The 21344-nt window shown below is 71.9% G+C and carries 18 protein-coding genes; 11 read left to right on the top strand and 7 right to left on the bottom strand.

Annotation, left to right across the window (positions count from 1 at the left end):
- The first annotated feature begins 139 nt into the window (after positions 1-139).
- The 6 genes from ACH4SP_RS08810 to ACH4SP_RS08785 all read left to right on the top strand — a co-directional run bounded on the left by ACH4SP_RS08810 (position 140) and on the right by ACH4SP_RS08785 (position 8311).
- On the top strand, positions 140-1126 hold the full coding sequence (locus ACH4SP_RS08810) for an ABC transporter substrate-binding protein (protein ID WP_398411864.1): 987 nt from the start codon (positions 140-142) through the stop codon (positions 1124-1126).
- A 307-nt stretch (positions 1127-1433) separates the two neighbouring features.
- Positions 1434-3059 carry a (2,3-dihydroxybenzoyl)adenylate synthase gene (locus ACH4SP_RS08805; RefSeq protein WP_398411615.1) on the top strand — a complete coding sequence of 542 codons (1626 nt, stop codon included), beginning with the start codon at positions 1434-1436 and terminating at the stop codon, positions 3057-3059.
- A 249-nt stretch (positions 3060-3308) separates the two neighbouring features.
- Positions 3309-3953 (top strand): isochorismatase family protein, encoded by a 645-nt coding sequence (locus ACH4SP_RS08800; protein ID WP_398411613.1) that lies wholly within the window; start codon positions 3309-3311, stop codon positions 3951-3953.
- 4 nt (positions 3954-3957) lie between these two features.
- Positions 3958-4206 carry a phosphopantetheine-binding protein gene (locus ACH4SP_RS08795; protein WP_398411611.1) on the top strand — a complete coding sequence of 83 codons (249 nt, stop codon included), beginning with the start codon at positions 3958-3960 and terminating at the stop codon, positions 4204-4206.
- The gene (locus ACH4SP_RS08790) at positions 4203-8123 is read left to right on the top strand and encodes an amino acid adenylation domain-containing protein (RefSeq protein ID WP_398411609.1); all 3921 of its coding nucleotides are present in this window, start codon (positions 4203-4205) and stop codon (positions 8121-8123) included. The genes ACH4SP_RS08795 and ACH4SP_RS08790 overlap by 4 nt, the downstream gene beginning before the upstream one ends.
- Positions 8120-8311, top strand: coding sequence for an MbtH family NRPS accessory protein (locus tag ACH4SP_RS08785; RefSeq protein WP_398411606.1), 192 nt, complete (start codon positions 8120-8122; stop codon positions 8309-8311). Before ACH4SP_RS08790 ends, ACH4SP_RS08785 begins: the two co-directional genes overlap by 4 nt.
- A 63-nt stretch (positions 8312-8374) precedes the next feature.
- On the opposite strand, the gene fes is transcribed toward ACH4SP_RS08785, so the two are convergent.
- Complete coding sequence (gene fes, locus ACH4SP_RS08780) at positions 8375-9628, bottom strand: enterochelin esterase (RefSeq protein ID WP_398411603.1); 1254 nt, start codon at positions 9626-9628, stop codon at positions 8375-8377.
- Positions 9629-9730: 102 nt separating this feature from the next.
- On the opposite strand from fes, the gene ACH4SP_RS08775 reads away from it, so the two are divergent.
- The 5 genes from ACH4SP_RS08775 to ACH4SP_RS08755 all read left to right on the top strand — a co-directional run bounded on the left by ACH4SP_RS08775 (position 9731) and on the right by ACH4SP_RS08755 (position 15841).
- Positions 9731-10393: a GntR family transcriptional regulator gene (locus ACH4SP_RS08775; RefSeq protein WP_398411600.1), complete on the top strand. Its 663-nt coding sequence runs from the start codon at positions 9731-9733 to the stop codon at positions 10391-10393.
- 171 nt (positions 10394-10564) lie between these two features.
- The gene (locus ACH4SP_RS08770; protein WP_398411598.1) at positions 10565-12061 is read left to right on the top strand and encodes an NCS1 family nucleobase:cation symporter-1; all 1497 of its coding nucleotides are present in this window, start codon (positions 10565-10567) and stop codon (positions 12059-12061) included.
- Positions 12062-12129: 68 nt separating this feature from the next.
- On the top strand, positions 12130-12852 hold the full coding sequence (locus tag ACH4SP_RS08765; protein ID WP_398411595.1) for an aspartate/glutamate racemase family protein: 723 nt from the start codon (positions 12130-12132) through the stop codon (positions 12850-12852).
- Between the two features lie 74 nt (positions 12853-12926).
- Positions 12927-15338 carry a molybdopterin cofactor-binding domain-containing protein gene (locus tag ACH4SP_RS08760; protein ID WP_398411593.1) on the top strand — a complete coding sequence of 804 codons (2412 nt, stop codon included), beginning with the start codon at positions 12927-12929 and terminating at the stop codon, positions 15336-15338.
- Positions 15339-15364: 26 nt separating this feature from the next.
- Positions 15365-15841, top strand: coding sequence for a (2Fe-2S)-binding protein (locus ACH4SP_RS08755; RefSeq protein ID WP_398411590.1), 477 nt, complete (start codon positions 15365-15367; stop codon positions 15839-15841).
- Positions 15842-15904: 63 nt separating this feature from the next.
- On the opposite strand, the gene ACH4SP_RS08750 is transcribed toward ACH4SP_RS08755, so the two are convergent.
- From ACH4SP_RS08750 to ACH4SP_RS08725, 6 genes are read right to left on the bottom strand one after another with little or no spacing between them, the layout of a single operon-like run.
- Positions 15905-16636: a ferredoxin reductase gene (locus ACH4SP_RS08750; RefSeq protein ID WP_398411587.1), complete on the bottom strand. Its 732-nt coding sequence runs from the start codon at positions 16634-16636 to the stop codon at positions 15905-15907.
- Positions 16629-17294, bottom strand: coding sequence for a sulfite oxidase-like oxidoreductase (locus ACH4SP_RS08745; RefSeq protein WP_398411585.1), 666 nt, complete (start codon positions 17292-17294; stop codon positions 16629-16631). Before ACH4SP_RS08745 ends, ACH4SP_RS08750 begins: the two co-directional genes overlap by 8 nt.
- The gene (locus tag ACH4SP_RS08740) at positions 17291-18577 is read right to left on the bottom strand and encodes an amidohydrolase (protein ID WP_398411583.1); all 1287 of its coding nucleotides are present in this window, start codon (positions 18575-18577) and stop codon (positions 17291-17293) included. Before ACH4SP_RS08740 ends, ACH4SP_RS08745 begins: the two co-directional genes overlap by 4 nt.
- Complete coding sequence (locus tag ACH4SP_RS08735; RefSeq protein ID WP_398411580.1) at positions 18574-19335, bottom strand: nucleoside phosphorylase; 762 nt, start codon at positions 19333-19335, stop codon at positions 18574-18576. Before ACH4SP_RS08735 ends, ACH4SP_RS08740 begins: the two co-directional genes overlap by 4 nt.
- Positions 19332-20273, bottom strand: coding sequence for an ABC transporter permease (locus tag ACH4SP_RS08730; protein WP_398411577.1), 942 nt, complete (start codon positions 20271-20273; stop codon positions 19332-19334). The genes ACH4SP_RS08735 and ACH4SP_RS08730 overlap by 4 nt, the downstream gene beginning before the upstream one ends.
- On the bottom strand, positions 20273-21343 hold the full coding sequence (locus ACH4SP_RS08725; protein ID WP_398411574.1) for an ABC transporter permease: 1071 nt from the start codon (positions 21341-21343) through the stop codon (positions 20273-20275). The genes ACH4SP_RS08730 and ACH4SP_RS08725 overlap by 1 nt, the downstream gene beginning before the upstream one ends.
- Position 21344: the final 1 nt, after the last annotated feature.

The following is a 21344-nucleotide window of genomic DNA, read 5'->3' as shown; positions in this document are numbered from 1 at the left end:
GAACCCTTGGCCGGGGCACCGCGAACTCCCTGTTCCGACAGGGGGCTTTCGCTATGTCCCGACTACGGGTGAGTCACCCCGTATGTCCGGATCCCATCCGGACAGCAACTTCGCCTTCACCAGCATGGAGATCACGGACATGTCCTCGAACCTCACCCCGCGCGCCCGGCTGACCGCGGTGGCGGCCCTCACCCTGGCCTCCGCTCTCACCCTTTCCGCCTGCGGTTCGGACGACTCCGGCTCCGGCTCGGGCTCGGGCAGCCAGGCGAAGAACGCCAAGGACGCGGTCGCCGTCACGGACGCCACCGGCGCCGAGGTGAAGGTCCCCGCCGCCCCGAAGAAGGTCGTCGCGCTCAGCGAGATGGACCTGGACTCGTCGATCGCCCTCGGCGTGAAGCCGGTCGGCCTGTCCGCGGGCCGCGGCCAGAAGGGCGCCCCGGGCTACCTCGCCGAGCAGGCGAAGGGCATTCCGGTCGTCGGCGCGGTCACGGGCCCGGACATCGAGAAGGTCCTGGCGGCCAAGCCGGACGTCATCCTGGCCGGCCAGCTCGCCGACAAGCAGGTCCTCAAGCAGCTCCAGGCGATAGCCCCGACGGTCGTCACCATCGACAAGAAGAAGGACTGGAAGAAGTCCCTCGAACTGACCGGCAAGGTGCTCGGCAAGTCCAACGAGGCGACCGCCTTCCTCAAGGGGTACGACGCCAAGCTCGCCGAGGTGAAGACGGCCCTCGGCAAGAACGCCGGCGGAACCGTCTCGGTGGCCCGCTACTCGGCCAAGGGCACCGCGGTCATGCAGCAGGGCGTGTTCATCTCCGACGTCCTCAAGGACCTCGGCCTCAAGCGTCCGGGCATCCAGAACGCCAAGGGCCAGGGCCACTCGACGCCGCTCAGCGACGAGGACCTGAAGCAGATCGACGCGGACTGGCTGTTCATCGGCACGCTCACCTCGGCGGGCAAGGACGCGGACCTCTTCACGCAGCTGAAGGCGAAGGCCGCGTACAAGGAGCTGGACGCGGTCAAGAAGAACCACACCACCGAGATCGACGGCTCCAAGTGGACGAGCCTCGGCGGCGCCCAGGCAGCGATGTCCGTCCTGGACGACATCAAGAAGGCCATGACCGCCTAGGCGCTCTGCTTCGTTGGGGGTGCGGGGATGAATCCGCGGGTCGTTCGTGGCTGGTCGCGCAGTTCCCCGCACCCCTAACTGCCTGCCCCTTAGCCCTTAGCCCCCTTGGGCGGCGGGGCCGCCCCCCGGGGGCAGTGGGGTCTCCCCTGCTCCTTAAGAGCTTGGCGGGGGTCCCCCCTGCTCGAACGAAGTTGAGAGCTAGGGGGCGGGCGGGCAAGGGGGCGGCCCCCGACGGACGTCGCCCCCCGTCCGCCCCACCCCCGTACCGGCCCCCGACCACCTCTCCCACCCACCTGTCGAGGTCAAAGTGACGACCCCCACCCCGGATTCCCCCACGTGGCCCGAAGAAGCCGCCGCCCGCTACCGCGCCGCCGGCTACTGGCAAGGCGAGACCTTCGCCGAGATGCTCCGCTCGCGCGCCGAGTCCCACCCCGACCGCATCGCCGTCACCGACGGCGACCGCAACTGGACGTACGCCGAACTCCACACCCGCGCCTCCCACCTGGCCGCCGGTTTCGCCGACCGCGGCATAGCCAAGGGCGACCGCGTCGTCGTCCAGCTGCCCAACGTCGCCGAGTTCTTCGAAGTGATCTTCGCGCTCTTCCGCATCGGCGCGCTCCCCGTCTTCGCCCTCCCGGCCCACCGCGAGACGGAGATCCACTACTTCTGCGAGTTCACCGAGGCCGTCGCCTACGTCGTCCCCGACCGGCACGCCGGCTTCGACCACCGCGCCCTCGCCACCAAGGTCCGCGCCGAGGTCCCCACCCTCCGCCACGTCTTCGTCGTCGGCGACCCGGGCGAGCACACCGCCCTCACCGAAGTACCGCTCCCCGACGCGGACTTGAAGGACGACGGACCGGCCCCCTCCGACCTCGCCTTCCTCCAGCTCTCCGGCGGCAGCACCGGCGTCCCCAAGCTGATCCCGCGCACCCACGACGACTACATCTACTCGCTCTGGGGCTCCAACGAGCTGTGCGGCGTCACCGAGGACTCCGTCTACCTCGTCACCCTCCCCGCGGCGCACAACTTCCCGCTGTCCTCCCCGGGTTCGCTCGGCATCCTCCACGCGGGCGGCCGCGTCGTGATGTGCCCGCAGCCCGACCCGGACACCGCGTTCCCCCTCATCGAGCGCGAGAAGGTCACGATCACCGGCGTCGTGCCGCCGCTGGCCCTCGTCTGGACGGAGGCCGGCGCCACCACCTCGTACGACCTCTCCAGCCTGGACGTGCTCCTGGTCGGCGGTGCGAAGTTCAGCGAGGCCGCGGCCCGCCGGGTCGGACCCGCGCTCGGCTGCACCCTCCAGCAGGTCTTCGGCATGGCCGAGGGGCTCGTCAACTACACGCGCCTCGACGACGATCCGGAGACGATCGTCACCACCCAGGGCCGCCCGATCTCCGTCGACGACGAGATCCGCATCGTCGACGACGCGGACGAGGACGTCCCCGACGGCGCGAACGGTCATCTGCTGACCCGCGGCCCGTACACCATCCGCGGCTACTGGCGGGCGCCCGAGCACAACGCCCGCTCGTTCACCGCCGACGGCTTCTACCGTACGGGCGACATCGTCCGCCGCACCCCGAGCGGCCACCTGGTCGTCGAGGGCCGGGCCAAGGACCAGATCAACCGCGGCGGCGAGAAGATCGCCCCGGAGGAGATCGAGAACATCATCCTCGGCCACCCCTCCGTGCACGACGTGTCCCTGGTCGCCGTCCCCGACGACTACCTCGGCGAGCGCACCCTCGCGTACGTGATCCTGCGGGCCGAGGCCGAGCCGCTGAAGTCCGTGGCGGTCAAGAAGTTCGTACGGGAGAAGGGCCTCGCGGCGTACAAGGTCCCCGACCTCGTCGAGTTCGTGACCGCGTTCCCGCAGACCGGCATCGGCAAGATCAGCAAGAAGGACCAGCGGACCATCGCCACCGCACCGCAGGCCTGACCCCGCAACTCCCCGTACGGGTACGCGCGGCCGTACCCCGCGCGTACCCGTACGCATCGCACCACCAGCACCACTGCCCGCACCACCAGCACCACCAGCACCACTGCCCGCACCACCAGCACCACTGCCCGAACCGCCAGCACCACCCGCACCACTGCCCGAACCGCCAGCACCACCCGCACCACTGCCTGCACGGCCCGCACCGCCCGAACCGCCAGCACCACCCGCACCCCCGAAAGGCCCCCGCTCATGGCTCTCCCCGCCGTCGCCCCGTATCCGATGCCCACCCCCGACGAGCTGCCCGACAACCGCGTCGCGTGGACCGTCGACCCGCAGCGGGCGGTGCTGCTCGTCCACGACCTGCAGAACCACTTCCTCACCGCGTACACCCCCGACACCTCGCCGACCAATGAACTCCTGGCGAACGTCGCCGAGTTGGCGACCTCGGCGCGCGCCGCGGGCATCCCGGTCATGTACTCCGCGCAGCCCGGCGGCCAGACCCCCGCCGAGCGCGGTCTGCAGCAGGACTTCTGGGGCCCCGGCCTGCCCGACGACGAGCACGCCAAGGCGATCGCGGGTCCGGTCGCGCCCGAGCCTGGCGACACCGTGATCACCAAGTGGAAGTACAGCGCGTACGTCCGCACCGATCTGGAGGAGCGGATGCGCGAGGCGGGCCGCGACCAGCTCGTGATCGTCGGTGTGTACGCGAACATCGGGGTACTGATGACGGCGTGCGACGCGTGGATGCGGGACGTGCAGGCGTTCGTCGTCGCGGACGCGGTGGCGGACTTCTCGCGCGAGGACCACGACCAGGCGCTGCGTTACGCGGCCGGCCGGTGCGCCGTCGTCACCACCACCGAAGCCGTCAACAACGCTGTTCTGAAGGGGATCTGACGACATGGCAGCCACCGGACCCACCACCCTGACCGTCGCACAGATACGCGCGGACGTCGCCGACGTCCTGGGCGAGGACGTCGAGGACATACCCGTCGACGAGAACCTGGTCGACTACGGCCTGGACTCGATGCGCATCATGACGCTCGTCGAGCGGTGGCGCCGCGACCACGGCATCACCACGACCTTCGTCGACCTGGCGGAGCAGCCCGCCATCGAGGCCTGGGCACCGCTCCTGGGGGCCGGTTCATGACGACTGCTCCCACCGTCCGTCCGGCACTGAAGCTGACCGCCGCCCAGTCGGGCATGTGGTTCGCACAGGCCCTGGATCCGCAGAGCCCGGCGCAGAACACCGCCGAGTGCCTGGAGATCCACGGCCCGATCGACCCCGAGGTCTTCGCCCGGACGCTCCGTCAGGTGGTGTCCGAGGCCGACTCGTTGCGCATGCGCATCGTGGAAGGCGCCGAAGGGCCGGTCCAGTCGGAGATCGAGGACCTCGAACTCCCCCTCCACGTCAGCGATCTGCGTACCGCGTCCAACCCCTTCTCGGACGCGTACGCGTGGATGCACTCCGACCTCGCCACGCCCTTCGACCTGGCGGCGGGACCGCTGTTCGCGCACGCGCTGTTCCGCGTCGCCGACGACCGGTGGCTGTGGTACCAGCGGGTGCACCACATCGTGATGGACGGCTTCGGCTACTCGCTGCTGGCCCGCCGCACCGCCGAGGTGTACACCGCGCTCGCCGCGGGCGAGACCCCGTCGGACAGCCCGTTCGCCCCGCTGGCGGACCTGGTCGAAGAGGACGCCGGATACCGCGTCTCGGAGACGTACGACAAGGACCGCAGGCACTGGGACGGCGCCTTCGCCGACCGTCCCGAGGCGCCGAACCTGGCCGGGCGCACCGCGCTGCCCTCCCGCACCTTCCACCGTCGCAGCGCGCACCTGTCGCCCCTCGCCACCGACCGGCTGCGCGAGCTGGCCTCGTCGATCAAGGCGACCTGGCCGGAGGTGCTGATCGCCGCGCAGGCGCTGTACGTGTCCCGGGCCACCCATGCGTCCGAGGTCGTGCTCGGCATGCCGATGATGGGCCGGATGGGCTCGGTGGCGCTGCGCGTGCCCGGCATGGTGATGAACGTGCTGCCGCTGCGGCTCACCGTCACCCCCGAGGCGACGTTCGCGGAGCTGACCCGGCAGGTCGTGCTCGGCATCCGGGCCGCCCGCCGCCACCAGCGCTACCGGTACGAGGACATCCGCCGGGACCTGGGGCTGCTCGGCGAGGGCCGCTCGCTGGTCGGCCCGCTCGTCAACATCATGCCGTTCGACTACGAGCTGACCTTCGCGGGCGCCCGCACCGAGGCGCACAACCTGTCGGCGGGCCCGGTCGACGACCTCACGGTCAACGTCTACGACCGCACCGACGGCTCCGGCCTGCGCATCGACTACGACGGCAACCCGGCCCTGTACGAGCCGGACGAGCTCGCCCTGCACCAGTCCCGGTTCCTGGAGCTCCTGGAGCGCGTCTCCCAGTCCGGGCCGCACACCCCGCTCGCCGCGCACACCATCGCCCGCGAGGCCGAACTCTCCCTGGTTCTGGACGAGTTCAACGCGACCGGCCGGCCGGTGCCCGCCACCACGCTGATCGGCCCGATCGAGGATCAGGCGGCCCGCACCCCGGACGCCACCGCCCTCGTCTTCGGCGACGAACGGCTGACGTACGCGGAGCTGAACGCCCGGGCGAACCGGCTGGCCCACCACCTGGCAGGGCTGGGCGTACGTCCGGGGGCCCTCGCGGCGGTCGCCGTGCCCCGCTCCCTGGACCTGGTGGTGTCGCTCCTCGCCGTGCTCAAGGCGGGCGGCGCGTACCTGCCGCTCGACCCGGACTACCCGGCGGACCGGCTCTCCTACATGCTGGCCGACGCCGAGCCCGCGTGCGTGATCGCCGACCGTGCGGACCGCACCCCGGCCGTCGGCATCCCGGTCGTCGCACTCGACCACCTGGACACGGCCCCGTACCCCACCGGGAACCCGGCCCCCGACCTCACCCCGCAGGACCCGGCCTACGTCATCTACACCTCCGGCTCGACGGGCCGCCCCAAGGGTGTCGTCGTCGGGCACGCGGCGATCGACAACCGGCTGCGCTGGATGCAGCACGAGTACGGGATCGGCCCGGGCGACCGGGTGCTGCAGAAGACGCCGTCCGGGTTCGACGTGTCCGTGTGGGAGTTCTTCTGGGCGCTGCGGGTCGGTGCGACGCTCGTCGTCGCCGAGCCCGGCGGCCACAAGGACCCTGCCTACCTGGCCCGGATCATCCGCGAACAGGCCGTCACCGCCTGCCACTTCGTGCCGTCGATGCTCCAGGTGTTCCTCACCGAGCCCGCCGCCGCGGCCTGCACGGGTCTGCGGCACGTGTTCTGCAGCGGTGAGGCGCTCCCGCGCGAGACGGTCCGCGAGTTCGGGCGGGTGCTGGGCGGCGGGGTGCCGTTGCACAACCTGTACGGGCCGACCGAGGCCGCCGTCGACGTGACGTACCACCGGTGCGACACGGAGGCCACCGGCCCGGTGCCGATCGGCAGGCCGGTGTGGAACACGCGGCTGTACGTCCTGGACGCGGCCCTCCAGCCGTGCCCGCCCGGCGTGGGCGGTGAACTCTTCCTGGCGGGCGTGCAGTTGGCCGACACCTACCTCGGCCGTCCGGCACTGACCGCGTCCCGCTTCGTCGCCGACCCGTACGGCGTCCCCGGCTCCCGCATGTACCGCACCGGCGACCTCGCCCGGTGGACGCGGGACGGCGAGATCGAGTACCTCGGCCGCACCGACCACCAGGTGAAGCTGCGCGGCCAGCGCATCGAACTCGGTGAGATCGAGGCCGAGTTGGCGCACGACCCGACGGTCGGCGCGTCGGGCGTACTGGTCCGCGAGGACCGCCCCGGCGACCAGCGGCTCGTCGGATACGTCACCCCGGCCGCCGGGACCGTACGCCCCGACCCGGAAGCCCTGCGCACCCGACTGACGCACACGCTCCCGGAGCACATGGTGCCGGGCGTGATCCTCGTCCTGGACGACTTCCCGCTCAGCCCGAACGGGAAGCTGGACCGACGCGCCCTGCCCGCACCGGAGTTCACCACGACCGCCGACGGCGGCCGGGTACCGGCCAACCACCGCGAGGAGACCCTCACCCGGCTGTTCGCGGAGATCCTGGGCGTGCCCAGGGTCGGCGTCGACGACGCGTTCTTCGACCTGGGCGGCACCTCGCTGCTCGCGGCGCGGCTGGTCGCCCGGGTGCGGGACACGCTCGGTGCGGAGCTGACCATCGGCACCCTGTTCCAGGCACAGACCCCGGCGTCCCTCGCGGCCCAACTCGACGCGGGCAACACCGAGTCGGACCACGCCCTGGACACCCTGCTGCCACTGCGCGCCACCGGCGACCGGCCCCCGCTGTTCGCGTTCCATCCGGCGGGCGGCATCAGCTGGTGCTACTCGGGGCTGCTGTCGCGGCTCGACACGCAGCAGCCGCTGTACGGCCTCCAGGCCCGCGGTCTGCACGGCGACGGCGAACAACTCCCCGCCACCATGGAGGAGATGGCCGCCGACTACATCGAGCAGATGCGCACCGTGCGCCCGCACGGCCCGTACCGGCTGATCGGCTGGTCGGTGGGCGGCGTCCTCGCGCACACGGTCGCCGTACGGCTCCAGGAGGCGGGCGAGCAGGTCGAGTTGCTGGCCCTGATGGACGCCTACCCGTCGGACCAGTGGCAGGACTCGGCGATCCCGGCCGAGGCGGACGCGCTCACCGCGCTGCTGCGGATGGCCGGGTACGACCGCACGGACGAGCTGACCCGCGAGGACGTGCTGGCCACCCTGCACCGGGAGGGCAGCGCCCTGGCCGGTCTGCCGGACCGCACCCTGTCCGCGGTGGTCGACATCGTGGTCAACAACGCCCGGCTGATGCGGGGCCACGCGCACCGGCGCTTCGACGGCGACGTGCTGTTCTTCACGGCGGCCGCGCCGCGCGCGGAGAACTGGCTGACGCCGGACGCCTGGGCGCCGTACGTCGGAGGGCTCGACAATCACGCACTGGACTGCCTGCACCCGGAGTTGACACAGCCGGGACCGCTCGACGAGGTCTGTGCCGTGCTCGCCGCCCGTCTCAAGGAGTTGGACCACTCATGACGACGTCACCCTTCGACGCCCCCGAGGCGGACGCGGCGGCCGAGCCGACCCATCTGCTCCTGCGGAACGGCCAGGGCGCGCACTCGCTGTGGCCGGTGTTCCGCGAGGTGCCCGAGGGCTGGGAGACGGTGCACGGCCCGGCTCCGTACGGCCAGTGCGTGGCGCACCTCCAGGAGCCGCCCGCGTGACGCACGACGGATGACGGATGAGGGGGCCGCCCGATGGGCGGCCCCCTCATCCGCTTCGGACGGCTACTTCAGCAACTCCACCAGCCCGTCGGCCAGTTCGGTGCGCCAGCACAGATAGTCGTGTCCGCCGTTGTACTCGCGGTACGCGGCGTCGTCGTACCCCTTCTTCTCCAGGGTGTCGCGCAGTCTGCGCGCGGCGGGCAGCGCGACCCACTCCTGCTCGCCCACCGAGAGCCAGAACCGTACGGGCAGCCGGTCGGCTGCCTCGATCCGGCCGGTCAGCCACTCGGAGCTCGCCAGGTCGGGCCCGTCCGGCCACCAGAAGGAACCGGACTGCGCGAGCACGCGGCCGAACCGCTCCGGCGCGGACACGGCGGCGTACGCGGCGGTGAGCCCGCCCAGGCTCTGCCCCGCCACGACGGTCCGTGCCGGGTCGGCGGTCAGCGACAGCCGCTCCCCCGCCCACGGCAGCAGCTCGTGCTGCAGGAAGCCGACGAAGCCGTCGTTGCAGGCGAGCTCGGTCCACCGCTGGTCGACGCCCACCGACTCGGGCAGCAGGGCGACGAGCGGCGGGATCCGGCCGTCGGCGATGAGGTTGTCGAGCAGCGCCGCGACGTCGAGCCCCGGCTGCCACATCTCGCCGTCCATCAGCACCAGGACGGGCAGGTCGTGCCCGCCGCCCGGCGGCTCGTAGACGTGCACCCGGCGCTCGTTGCCGAGCAGCTCGCTGCGGACGGTGTGCACGCCGACCGTGCCGCGCGGTACGCCGTCGCGCCGCTGCCAGTCCGCGCCGTGCGGGGCGTGCGGCAGCTCCACGTACGAGACGGGGTCGCCGCCCCAACGGCGGGTCAGCGTAAGCGGGTTGAGCGGGTCCCCCTGCTGGCTGCCGCGCAGCCACGCCCAGTACCCGGCCGTCTCCGGCTCCGGCCCGCCGCCCTCGTCCACGCAGAAGCCGTACGTGGCCCGCCAGTCGGCGCGCATCCGCACCGACCAGTGCCAGACGTCCGTGTCCGGCACCCGCTCCATCAGGTTGCGGGCCAGGTCGCGCGGGTCGACGATCTTGTTCGGCATGACCAGGACGGCCCGGGTGGTGTCGCTGCCCCGCCAGAGGAAGGTCACCACGCGGTACGCCTCGTCCCCGGCCGGATCGGGCTCGACGACCGGCCCGCCGCCGGCCTTGCGCACCGCTCCCCAGAAGTCGCCCTCCGCGACGGCCCGCTCCACCCACGCGCTGTCGGCACGCTCCACGGGGTGCGGCCTGACGATGCGGGGCGGTCGGCGGGTCGTCCCGACGGGCGGCGGGGCGGTCAGCGGCATGGGGGTCCTCCAGCGGGCACTTCGACGACGACGGCGGCAAATAAGGTTCACCTTACTTGGGGGCTCCGCCGGGCCGTGGTGCGGCCGGGGGCTGGTGACAGAATGACCGGCATGGCAGGTTCCTCAGAAGACTTCGAGCCCGAGTCGGACCGGGTCACTCGGCAGCTGCGCGACGACATCCTCGACGGTGTGCGCCGCCCCGGCAGCAAGCTCGTCGAGCGTGAGCTCGCCGCCGAGCTCGGGGTGAGCCGGCTGCCCGTCCGTGAAGCGCTCAAGGCTCTGGTGGCGGAGGGGCTGGTGACGCCCCGGCCGCGCACGTGGGCGGTGGTGCGGGAGTTCAGCCCCACGGACATCGCGGACCTGGACGAGGTGCGTTCCGCACTGGACACGCTGACGTTCCGGCTGGCCGCCCAGCGGCGCACCCGCGCGGGGCTGGACAGGCTGCGCGCCGATCTGGACGCGGAGCTGGCGGCCGCCGGGCGCGGCGACGCGGTGCAGGCACGGCGTGCCGCGGCCGACTTCCACGAGACGGTGACGTCACTGGCCGCGAACGACCTGCTGAGCGAGCTGGAGGGCACGCTGCGCAGCCGGATGCGCTGGCTGCTCGTCCGGCATGACGACCTCCTGGACGTGGCGAAGGAGCACGAGGACCTCTACGACGCGATCGCGGCAAGGGACGTACCGCGCGTCGAGGGGCTGGTCCAGAAGCACCTGGAGTCGGGCCGCAGCGCGGCGGCGGCACACCTGCGGGCATCCAGGGCATAAGGGGAACGACGGCCTCCGGCCACACCCCCGGCCTTACTCCTGGCCTCACCCTCGCCCAAATTTTGGTATCCCATTTCTATTGACCACCCCTCGGTGCCGCCCGTAGCGTCCCCGTCACTTGCTCCAGAACCTCGATTTCGTCTACCGGGATCACTGAGAAGGGTGGCTGACGTGACCACAGCTCAGGCCGCATCGAGTACGAATGGGATACCACCCGGGGCCCCGGGTGCCAGCCCGCGGCTCTACAGCCCCGACCTCGCGCCGACCCGGCGGGCCGGGCGCAGCTGGGGCGGCTACCACGTGTTCACGCTGTGGGGCAACGACGTGCACAGCCTGGGCAACTACGCCTTCGCCCTCGGCCTCTTCGCCCTCGGGATGGGCGTGTGGGACATCCTGGCGGCCTTCGTGCTCGCCTCCCTCTTCCTCTTCGTCCTGCTCAGCCTGTCCGGCCACATGGGTTCGAAGACCGGTGTGCCGTTCCCGGTGATGAGCCGGATCGCGTTCGGCGTCCGGGGCGCCCAGCTGCCCGCGGTCATCAGGGGCGGTGTCGCGGTCGCCTGGTTCGGCATCCAGACGTATCTGGCCTCGTCCGTGCTGTCCGCGCTGCTCGTGACGCTGGTGCCGGGCCTGAGGTCCTGGGAGCGGCACTCCGTGCTCGGGCTCTCCGCGCTCGGCTGGCTCTCGTTCCTGACGCTGTGGCTGGTGCAGGTGCTGATCGTCAGCTACGGCATGAACGTCATCCGCAAGTACATCGCGGTGGCGGCGCCCGCCGTGCTGCTGACGCTCCTCGCGCTGGCGGTGTGGATGCTCGCGAAGGCGGACTGGTCGATCGCGATGGACGCGGGGAACCCCTTCACCGGTGCCGACCGCGTCCTGCACGTACTGGAGGCCGCGGCGCTGTGGGTGGTCATCTACGGCACGTTCGTACTCAACTTCTGCGACTTCACGCGCTCCGCGAAGAGCAACCGGTCCGTCCTGGCGGGCAATCTCGTCGGCATCCCCGTGAACATGCTGTTCTTCGCGGGCATCGTGGTCGTCCTCAGCGGCGCGCAGTTCAAGCTGAACGGCCGGGTCCTCACGAATCCCGCCGAGATCGTGCAGGCGATCCCCAGTACGTTCCTGCTGGTCCTGGCCTCGCTCGCGCTCATCGTGCTGACCGTCGCGGTGAACCTGATGGCGAACTTCGTCGCCCCCGTCTACACACTGGTCAACCTGTTCCCGCAGAAGCTGGACTTCCGGCGTGCGGGCCTCGTCAGCGCCGTGCTCGGCCTGGTCATCCTGCCGTGGAACCTCTACAACAGCCCGGTCGTCGTCGAGTACTTCCTGGGCGGCCTCGGTGCGTTCCTCGGCCCGGTCTTCGGCATCGTGATGGCCGACTACTGGCTGATCCGCAGGACCCGCGTGCACGTGCCGCACCTGTACACCGAGGACCCGCAGGCGAGTTACGCCTACCGCCGCGGCGTCAACCCGCGGGCCGTGGCCGCGCTCGTCCCCTCCGCCGCGCTCGCCGTCGTCGTCGCGTTCGTCCCGTACTTCTCGGCCGTCGCGGGCTTCTCCTGGTTCATCGGCACCCTGCTGGCCGGGCTGCTGTACGTCGTGCTCCCCGGCCGGTCCGCCCGCCCGCCCGAGGACGTCGACGGCGAGAGCATCGCCGTGCCCAGCGCCTGACACCCACGAAGCACGCGCCTTCCCCCGCAATCCCCCGCAAGAACCGTCGAGAGAAGCAGGAACACCCCATGCGGCTGCTGGTCGTCAATGTCAACACCACCGAGTCGATGACGAAGAGCATCGGGGAGCAGGCGGCGGCCGTCGCCGCGCCGGGAACCGAGATCGTGCCGCTCACCCCGGCCTTCGGCGCCGAGTCCGTCGAGGGCAACTACGAGAGCCATCTGGCCGCCGTCGCCGTCATGGAGACCGTACGGGCCTACCCCGACCCCTTCGACGCGGTGATCCAGGCGGGCTACGGCGAGCACGGCCGCGAGGGGCTCCAGGAACTGCTGGACGTGCCCGTCGTCGACATCACCGAGGCCGCCGCCTCCACCGCCCGGTTCCTGGGCCGCAGTTACTCGGTCGTGACGACGCTCGACCGGGCGGTCCCGCTCATCGAGGACCGGCTCGCCCTCGCCGGTCTCGCCGCCCGCTGCGCCTCCGTGCGCGCCAGCGGTCTGGCCGTACTCGATCTGGAGCGCGATCCCCTGGCCGCCGTCGAGGCCATCGTCGAGCAGGCCGCACTGGCCGTCGAACAGGACCGCGCCGAGGTCGTCTGCCTGGGCTGCGGAGGCATGTCGGGGCTGGCCGAACGCGTCGTCGAGCGCACCGGCGTCCCGGTCGTGGACGGGGTCGCCGCGGCGGTCACCGTCGCCGAGTCCCTGGTCCGTCTGGGCCTGAGCACCTCGAAGGTCCGCACCTATGCCCCGCCCCGCCCGAAGCGCTTCCGCGCCTGGCCGCCCGCCTGTTGACGCCCGGTCAGTTCGCCGGGCACAAGCAGGTAATGTCATGCCCCGCGCAAGAGTGACGGGAAAGGGCGTCGTCGATGAGCAGAGCCGACCGTTCGGCCGGGTCCGAGGAACAGGGCGGGTCCGAGGGACGAGGCGGGTCCGGGGGACGAGGCGGGTCCGGGGGACGAGGCGGGTCCGGGGGACGAGGCGGGTCCGGCATCGGACGGCGCCGTTTCCTCGGTTACGTACTGGCCGCTCCCACCCTGGTGACCGCCGCCGAGATCGGCTCCGCGCCGGAGGCATCGGCCGGGGTCCCGGCGGCCGCAGGGCCGGCGGTGGAGCTCCCGTCCGGTGACATCACCGATCTCGTCGACCTCAACGACGTGCTGACCCTGGCGGCCCTCCCCACCTCGAACCTGATCACGATCGAGGTCAACAAGGACGGCACCGTCTCCTTCGCACTGCCCCGCGCCGAGGTCGGGCAGGGCATCACCACGTCGACGGCCATGCTGATCGCCGAGGAGATGGACGTACCGCTCGCGCGGGTACGGGTCACGCTCGCCGACGCACGGCCGGAGCTGGCGTTCAACCAGTTCACCGGTGCGTCCAACACCACCATCGCGACCTTCACCCCGGTCCGGGTCGCCGCCGCCGTCGCCCGTGGCAGGCTCCTCGACGCGGCGGCGGTCGTGCTCGGCGCGGCGGTCAAGGACCTCACGCTGAAGGCCGGTGTCGTCACCGACCTCGTGGGCGGGAGCATCGGCATCGGCGCCCTCGCGGAGAAGGCCGCGAGCGGCGCGCCGCGGCGGGTGTCCGTGGCGCTCAAGGAGCGCGGCGAGTTCACCGTCATCGGTACGCCGCAGAACCGCGTCGACGCGCTCGCCGCCGTCACGGGGCGCAAGAAGTTCGCGATGGACCTCGCCGTGCCTGACGCCCTGCCGACCATGGTGTGCCGTCCGCCGACCGTCAACGGCAAGGTCGGCTCCGTCACCAACCTCGAACAGGTCCGCGCCATGCCGGGCGTCACCGACGTCGTGCCGGTCTCCACCGGCGTCGCGGTGCGGGCGAGGACCTTCGGCCGGTGCATCGACGCCGTACGCGCCCTGAAGGTGTCGTGGCAGGCGGGCAGCGCGGAGGGCAAGTCCGACGAGTCCGTACGGGAGGAACTGCGCCGGGCGGAACTGCCGATGGGGCTCCCGGCGGTGACTCCGACGGTCGAGGCCACCTTCACCTTCGCCTTCCGCAGCAACAGCGCGCTGGAGACCAACTGCGCGATCGCCGACGTGCGTTCCGACCGCGCGGAGATCTGGTCGGGGCTGAAGGCGCCGATCGTCGCCAAGGCCGCCGTCGCCGCCCGGCTCGGCATGCTGCCGAGCGCGGTCACCGTGCACGTCACCGAGGGCGGCGGCTCCTTCGGCCGCAAGCTGTTCTTCGACGCGGCGCTCGAAGCCGCCGAGATCTCGCAGAAGATGCGCAAGCCCGTCAAGCTCATGTGGCACCGGGCCGACGACTCCCGCCAGGGGCGCACCCACCCCATGGCCACCTCCCGCGTGCGCGCCGCGTACCTCGGCTCCACCGTGCTCAGCTACAAGCAGCGGCACACCAGCGTCGCCACCGACCTGAGCCACGGGCTCGGCGAGGTCTTCACCGCGCTGGCCGCGAAGCTCCCGGTGGGCGACGTCGGCTTCTCCGAGACCTTCTTCCAGCTGTCCCAGAACATGCCGTACGACTTCGGCGTCCACAGCCGGCTGCTCAGCGAGACCGACAAGGGCTTCAACACGGGCAGCATGCGCGGTGTCTACTCCCCGGACGTCGTCTGCGCCCGGGAGCTGGTCGTGGACGCTCTCGCCTCGAAGATGGGCAAGGACCCGTACCGGTTCCGGCAGGACTTCCTGCGCGACGTCCGCGCCCGAGCGGTGCTCGACAAGGTCGCCGAGGTCGGGAAGTGGGGCCGCCCGATGCCGGCCGGCACCGCGCAGGGAATCGCCTTCCACTCCGAGTACCACTCGGCCAGCGCGGTGCTGGTGGAGATCGACTGCCGCCCGGAGACCGTCAACCGGCCGGTACGGGACGGCGTCGCCGGGCCCCGGGTCACCAGGGCCGTGTGCGCCGTGGACGTCGGGCTCTGCGTCAATCCGCGCGGTCTTGAGGCCCAGATGATGGGCGGCCTCATGGACGGCATCGCCCAGACGCTGACCTCCAGCCTGCACCTGCGCGACGGGCACTTCCTGGAAGCCAGTTGGGACAACTACTTCTACACCCGCCAGTGGAACACCCCGCCCGAGCTCGACATCATCGTCATGCCCACGACCACCGGCAAGCCGGGCGGAGCGGGAGAGCTGGGCGTCGCCGCGTCGATGGCCGCGGTCGCCTGCGCCTACGGCCGGGCCACGGGCACCATGCCGACCAGCTTCCCGATCAACCACGCCACCCTTTCCTTCGAGCCCAAGCCGACCGTTCCGCCCGTACCCGCGTCCCCGACGGACGGCATGGAGCACGTCCGCTAGGACCAGGGCCAGAACCAGGAGTTCCCATGCCTGAGCACACGTTCCGCGTCAACGGGGAGCAGATCACCGTCGAAGTCGACGGCGACGAACGGCTGTTGTGGGTGCTGCGCGACATCCTCGGCATCACCGGGCCGAAGTACGGCTGCGGCATCAACGTCTGCAAGGCCTGCACCAGCCACGTCAACGGCAGGGCCGCCAACCCCTGTGCGATCCCCGTCAAGGACCTGCGGCCGACCGACGAGGTCACCACGATCGAGGGCCTCGCGGACACCGTCGGCGCCGACCTGCACCCGATGCAGCAGGCCTGGCTCGACCAGGACGTGGCCCAGTGCGGCTACTGCCAGCCGGGGCAGATCATGGCCGCCGTCGCCCTGGTCCGCCGGGTCAAGGAGGAGGGCCGCAAGGTCACCGAGGCCGACCTGGACGGCATCCGCAACATCTGCCGCTGCGGTACGTACTTCCGGATCCGCGAGGCGATCAAGGCGGGTGCCGAGCGCATGTGAGGAGCCCCGGGGCCCGACGGCCCCGGGCTCACGGCTCACGGCTCACGGCTCACGGCTCACGGCTCAGCCGAAGCGTTCGATCCTGATCCGGTCCACCCGCTGGCCCAGCTCGACCAGGAGCCGGGAGGCGTGCTCGGCGAAGGCGTTGGAGCCGCAGACGTACGACTCCCACTCCTGGTCCATGTACGGGGCCAGGTGCGCGGCGGACAGCCGGCCGCCGCCCGGGGTGCGCGTGAAGACCGGGGTGGTCTCCGCTCCGTACTCCTCGGCGTAGATGAGGTCCTCCGGCGTACGCGCGGACACGACCAGCCGCAGCGGGACGGTGAGAGAGCGCAGCCGGTGGTGGCGCACCATCGACATCAGCGGTACGACGCCCGAGCCCGCGCCGACGAGCAGCGCCGGGCGGTCGCCCGGCCAGGCGAAGAAACCGCTGAGCGGGCCGCGCACCTCGAAGACGTCGCCGGGGCGGGCCACGGTGTGCAGGTGCCCGGAGACCTCGCCCCCCTCGACGTGGTCCAGGGTCAGTTCGACGTGGCCGCTTCCGTCGGGGGCGGAGGCGATCGAGTAGTGGCGCTGGGCCACGTACCCGTCGGCGGCCGTCAGGCGCAGCATCAGGTGCTGGCCGGGGAGGTGACCCTGCCAGCCGGGGACCGCGAGGCGGAAGGTGGCGGCGTTCGGGGTCTCGCGGCGGATCTCGGTCAGGGTCGCGGGCTGCCAGGTGGCGGCGGCCCGGTTGCTGACGGCGATGCGGCCGGGGACGGCGAAGCGGGTGGGCGGGGTAAACGTGTCAGTCACCGGAGTAGCGCTGCTCTTCCCAGGGGTTGCCGCGGTGGTGGTAGCCGTTCTGCTCCCAGAAGCCGGGGGCGTCGTGGTCGAGGAGGGTGATTCCCGCGATCCACTTGGCGCTCTTCCAGAAGTACAGATGGGGCACGATCAGCCGGGCCGGGCCGCCGTGCTCGGGCGGCAGCGGCTCGCCGTCGTACTCCCAGACGATCCAGGCCCGGTCGCCGGTCAGGTCCTCCAGGGGGAGGTTGGCGGTGTAGCCGGTGTGGGAGTACGCCACCGCGTGGGTGGCGGTGGGCAGCGGCCCGGCGGCGTCGAGGAAGGTGTCGAGGGACACCCCGCCGAAGCGGACGCCGAACTTCGACCAGCTGGTGACGCAGTGGATGTCGCCCTCGTAGGAGGCGGCGGGCAGTGCGTGCGCGTCGTCCCAGGACCAGGTCCGCGCGCTCGCGACCAGGCCATCGACCCTGAACGACCAGTCGGCGGGCGCCAGTTCGGGGGTGACCTCGGCGGAGAGGACCGGCCAGGAGTCGCGCGCGTCGTACTGTCCCGGCGGCAGCCGCGGGTCGCGGTCGGCGGCGCGGGCACGGCCGGTGAATCCGCGAGTGGCACCGGTGCCGGTCGCACCAACGACGGTCGTACCGGTGCCGGTCGTGCCGGTGACGGTCATGCCAGGGCCTCCAGCTCGGCCCGTACCGTCGCCTCGTCGAGGGTCAGCAGGGTGCGGTCGCGCATCAGCACCCGGCCGTCGACGACGGTGTCCCGTACGTCCGAGGCCTGGGCGGCGTACGCCAGCATCGCGTACGGGTCGTGGCGCGGGGTGAGGTGCGGGCGCCCGGTGTCGAGGACGATCAGGTCCGCGCGCTTGCCCACTTCCAGCGAGCCCAGCGCGTCACCGAGTCCGAGCGCGCGGGCGCCCTCGACGGTGGCCATCCGGACGGCCTGCTCGGCGTTGACCGCGGTCGGGTCGCCGCCCGCCTTGTGGATGAGGGCGGCCTGCCGGATCGCGCCGACCATGTCGAGCGTGTTGGAGCTGACCGCGCCGTCGGTGCCCAGACCCACGGTGACGCCCGCGTCGAGGAGGGCGGGCACGGGCGCGATGCCGCAGCCCAGCTTGAGGTTGGAGACCGGGCAGTGGGCGACCGAGGTACCGCTGTGGGCGAGCGCCGCGATCTCGTCGGGGGTGAGGTCCACGGCGTGGGCGAGGAGCACGTCGGGGCCCAACAGGCCGTGGGCGTCGAGGAGTTCGACCGGTCGCTTACCGTACTGCCCGGAAACCATGGCGACTTCGCCGGCGTTCTCGGACGCGTGGATGTGGATCAGCGCGCCGAACTCGCGGGCCAGCGCGAAAATGTCCACGAGCTGCTCGGGGGCGAGCGTGTACGCGGAGTGCGCGAAGACCACGGGGCGGGTGCCGGGTGCGGCCGTACGGGACTCCAGGCTGAGGCGCGCCCAGCCGAGCCGGTCGGCGTAGGCACGGGAGTCGGGCGGGCCGGGTACGTCCATGAAGGTCGGCCCGGCGTGCAGCCGCCAGCCCGCGTCGCGCGCGGCCTGTTCGGCGGCCTCGTGGAACCAGTACATGTCGAGTGCCGAGGTCACCCCGGCCCGTACGGACTCCGCGATCGCCAGGCGTACGGCGGCGGCGACGTTGCCGGGGGTGAGCTGCTCGGCCTCGGCGGGGATCACCCTGGCCAGGAACTCCTGGAGGTCCACGTCGTCGGCCGCGCCCCGGAAGAGGGTCATCGCCAGGTGGGTGTGCGTGTTGATCAGCCCGGGGAGGACCAGACAGCCGGTCGCGTCGATCGTCGCGGCCGCCTCGTGCGGCAGGTCCGTGCCGACGGCGACGATGCTGCCGTCGCGGACGGCGACCGAGCCTTCGGTGACGACGGTGCCGGACTCGTCCATGGTGAGGACGTCGCCGCCGTGAATCAGCAGGTCCACACGGTCGCTCATCGCCCGTCCTCGCCTTCCGCCAGCAGCCGCAGCGCCTCCAGCGCGACGACGCTGCCGCGTGCCACGCCCTCGGCGACGACGTCGCGGTGCGGGTCGTAGCCGCCGGTGGCCTCCTCGTCGGTGAGCTCGTCGGCGTTGACGCCGTCGATGACCAGGACACCGCCGGCGACGAGGCCGCGGGTGGAGGCCAGGACCAGGAGCGCGGAGAGCTCCATCTCGATCGCGGCGATCCCGGCGCGCGTGTACGCGTCGACGGGCAGTTCGACGAAGCCCGGCTGGAAGGCGGCGCGGGTCCACACCACACCGCGGTGGTACGGGGCGGCTGCCGCGCGGGCGGCCCGCTGGAGCGCGAGGACGCTCTCGGGGGACGCGAAGGCGGGGTACTCGGGCGGCAGGAGCTGCTGCGTCACGCCGTCGTCGCGCACGGCCGCCTCGGCGATGACCAGGTCGCCGTCGTTGATGCCGGAGGCGATGGCGCCCGCGGTGCCGAGGCGGAGGATCGTCCGCGTGCCGGCGTCGGCGAGTTCCTGGAAGAGGAGCATCGCGCCGGGGCCGCCGACGCCGTGCGAGGAGACGGTGACCGGGGTGCCCTTCCACGTACCGGTGAAGGTGCGGTACTCGCGGTGGTGGGACACCTCCTCGGGGTTCTCCAGGAGCTCCGCGACCGCTGCCGCGCGCGCCGGGTCACCGACCACGATCGCGTGCGGGGGCAGGCCGGTGCGGGGGATGCGGGTGATGGGCAGCAGGTCCTGCGTCATGCTTCGGACACTCCGGCGTGGGGTTGAGTACGGCTGGGGGTACGGGCTCGGGTGCGGCGGCGGCGCTCGGCCGTCGTGAGGAACAGTGCGATCAGCGTAACGACGTACGGCGCGGCGTCGGTGGCCTGCTGGGGCAGACCGAGGCCCTGGAGGCGGAACCCGGCGGCCTCGGCGATGCCGAAGAGCAGCCCCGCGAGGAGCACGCCGACGGGCAGGGCACGGCCGAGCATCACCGCGACGACGGCGATCCAGCCGCGTCCCGCGGTCATGTCCTCGGTGAACAAGGTCACACTGCCCAGTGCCAGTTGGGCGCCCGCGAGACCGCACAGCGCGCCCGAGACGAGCACCGCCGCGTACTTGTACCTCACGGGGCTCACCCCGAGGGTCGCGGCGGCGTCCGGGCTCTCGCCGACCCCGCGCAGCCGCAGGCCCCACGGGTGGCGGGCCAGGAGCACGGCGGCGACGTCGACCGTGAGCCAGGAGAGGTAGGTGAGGCCCGTGTGCCCGGACAGGACGGACCCGAGGAAGGGAATGTCCTGGACGAGCGGAATGTCGATGGTGCCGAGACCCCTCAGCTCGGGGTCGTCGAAGGTGCCCCGGACGCCGAAGACCGTACGGAGCAGGAATCCGGTGAGGCCGACGGCGAGGAGGTTCATCGCCACGCCGAGGACCACGGCGTCGCCCTTGAAGGTGACCGCGCCGACGGCCAGGATCAGCGAGTACGCGGCCGCGGCGAGGGCCGCGACCAGCACGCCGAGCCAGGGCGAGCCGGTGAACCAGCTGACGGCGACCGCGGTGAAGCAGCCCATCAGCATGGTGCCTTCGAGGGCGATGTTGAAGACGCCCGCCCGCTCGCAGATCGCGCCGCCGAGAGCGGCCAGGAGGATCGGGGTGAGGGCGCCGACGGCGGCGAGGAGGAGGTCGGAGTCGAAGAACATCAGACGCTCTCCTTCTTCTCGGCGGGGGCGGGGGCCGGGGTGGGAACGGTGGCTCCGCGCCGCTTGAGGGTGAACCTGGCGGCCAGGAAGACGATCACGATCGCCTGGAGGATCCCGGTCAGCTCGCTCGGCACCTCGGTGACCCGCTCCATGTTCAGCCCGCCGACCTTGAGCGCCGCGAAGAACAGCGCGGCGAGCACCGTCCCGACCGGCGCCGCGGAGGCGAGCAGCGCGGCCATCAGCCCCGTCCAGGTGTCCCCGGCGGAGGTGAGCGCGCCGTCGGTGAAGCGGTACGGGAAGCCCAGCACGCCGACCGCGCCGACCAGCCCGGCGACCGCCCCTGACACGGCGAGCAGCCGGACGGTGAGCCGGGGCCTGTCGATGCCCGCGTAGGAGGCGAACCGGCTGTTGAGACCGGACATGCGGATCTCGTAGCCGGTGGCGGTACGCGCGTCGACGAAGAAGTGGGCGACGGCCACGGCCAGTACGAGAAGGAGACCGAGGGTCACCGTCGACGTACCGAACTCGGGCAGCGCGACCCCGTCGGGGAGCTGCCTGGTCTGCGGGAGGCCGGATGCGGGGTCCTTGAGGGGGTAGCGCGCCAGGTAGGAGGCGAGGGAGACCGCCGGGTAGCTCAGCAGCAGGCTGCTGATCAGCAGCGGCACCCCGAAGCGGTTCTGGCACACGGCGGCCAGCGCCGCGTAGGCCGCGCCCACACCCATGCCTGCGAGCAGACAGAGCAGTACGGTCAGCGGGGCGGGCAGTGGTGAGTACAGGCCGACGACCGCCGCGGTGATGCCGCCGAGCACCAGCTGGCCCTCACCGCCGAGGTTGAGGAGCCCGGCGCGCAGCGGGATCGCGAGGGCCACGGCGAGACCGATCACGCTGGTCGCGCTCGCGAGCGTCGAGCCGATGCCGTCGGCGCCAAACGCGCCGCCCAGGATCGCGCCGTACGCGGTGAGCGGGTCGGACCCCGTGCCGACCAGGAAGACCGTGCCGACGACGAGAGCGCCGACCACGGAGAGGAGCACAGGGGAACGCAGTGCTCGGCCCGGTATTCGGGTGCTCACG

Source organism: Streptomyces sp. NPDC021093, from assembly GCF_044333135.1.
In the GTDB taxonomy this organism is placed as follows: domain Bacteria; phylum Actinomycetota; class Actinomycetes; order Streptomycetales; family Streptomycetaceae; genus Streptomyces.
The sequence above is the reverse complement of the archived record's forward strand: the minus strand, read 5'-3'. Positions and strand labels throughout refer to the sequence as shown.

What these genes read in the sequence shown, in the direction of transcription:
- ACH4SP_RS08810 (WP_398411864.1), top strand. Translation starts at nt 140, where the DNA reads ATGTCCTCGAACCTCACCCCGCGCGCCCGGCTGACCGCGGTGGCGGCC.
- ACH4SP_RS08800 (WP_398411613.1), top strand. Translation starts at nt 3,309, where the DNA reads ATGGCTCTCCCCGCCGTCGCCCCGTATCCGATGCCCACCCCCGACGAG.
- ACH4SP_RS08795 (WP_398411611.1), top strand. Translation starts at nt 3,958, where the DNA reads ATGGCAGCCACCGGACCCACCACCCTGACCGTCGCACAGATACGCGCG.
- ACH4SP_RS08790 (WP_398411609.1), top strand. Translation starts at nt 4,203, where the DNA reads ATGACGACTGCTCCCACCGTCCGTCCGGCACTGAAGCTGACCGCCGCC.
- ACH4SP_RS08785 (WP_398411606.1), top strand. Translation starts at nt 8,120, where the DNA reads ATGACGACGTCACCCTTCGACGCCCCCGAGGCGGACGCGGCGGCCGAG.
- fes (WP_398411603.1), bottom strand. Translation starts at nt 9,628, where the DNA reads ATGCCGCTGACCGCCCCGCCGCCCGTCGGGACGACCCGCCGACCGCCC.
- ACH4SP_RS08775 (WP_398411600.1), top strand. Translation starts at nt 9,731, where the DNA reads ATGACCGGCATGGCAGGTTCCTCAGAAGACTTCGAGCCCGAGTCGGAC.
- ACH4SP_RS08765 (WP_398411595.1), top strand. Translation starts at nt 12,130, where the DNA reads ATGCGGCTGCTGGTCGTCAATGTCAACACCACCGAGTCGATGACGAAG.
- ACH4SP_RS08760 (WP_398411593.1), top strand. Translation starts at nt 12,927, where the DNA reads ATGAGCAGAGCCGACCGTTCGGCCGGGTCCGAGGAACAGGGCGGGTCC.
- ACH4SP_RS08755 (WP_398411590.1), top strand. Translation starts at nt 15,365, where the DNA reads ATGCCTGAGCACACGTTCCGCGTCAACGGGGAGCAGATCACCGTCGAA.
- ACH4SP_RS08745 (WP_398411585.1), bottom strand. Translation starts at nt 17,294, where the DNA reads ATGACCGTCACCGGCACGACCGGCACCGGTACGACCGTCGTTGGTGCG.
- ACH4SP_RS08740 (WP_398411583.1), bottom strand. Translation starts at nt 18,577, where the DNA reads ATGAGCGACCGTGTGGACCTGCTGATTCACGGCGGCGACGTCCTCACC.
- ACH4SP_RS08735 (WP_398411580.1), bottom strand. Translation starts at nt 19,335, where the DNA reads ATGACGCAGGACCTGCTGCCCATCACCCGCATCCCCCGCACCGGCCTG.
- ACH4SP_RS08730 (WP_398411577.1), bottom strand. Translation starts at nt 20,273, where the DNA reads ATGTTCTTCGACTCCGACCTCCTCCTCGCCGCCGTCGGCGCCCTCACC.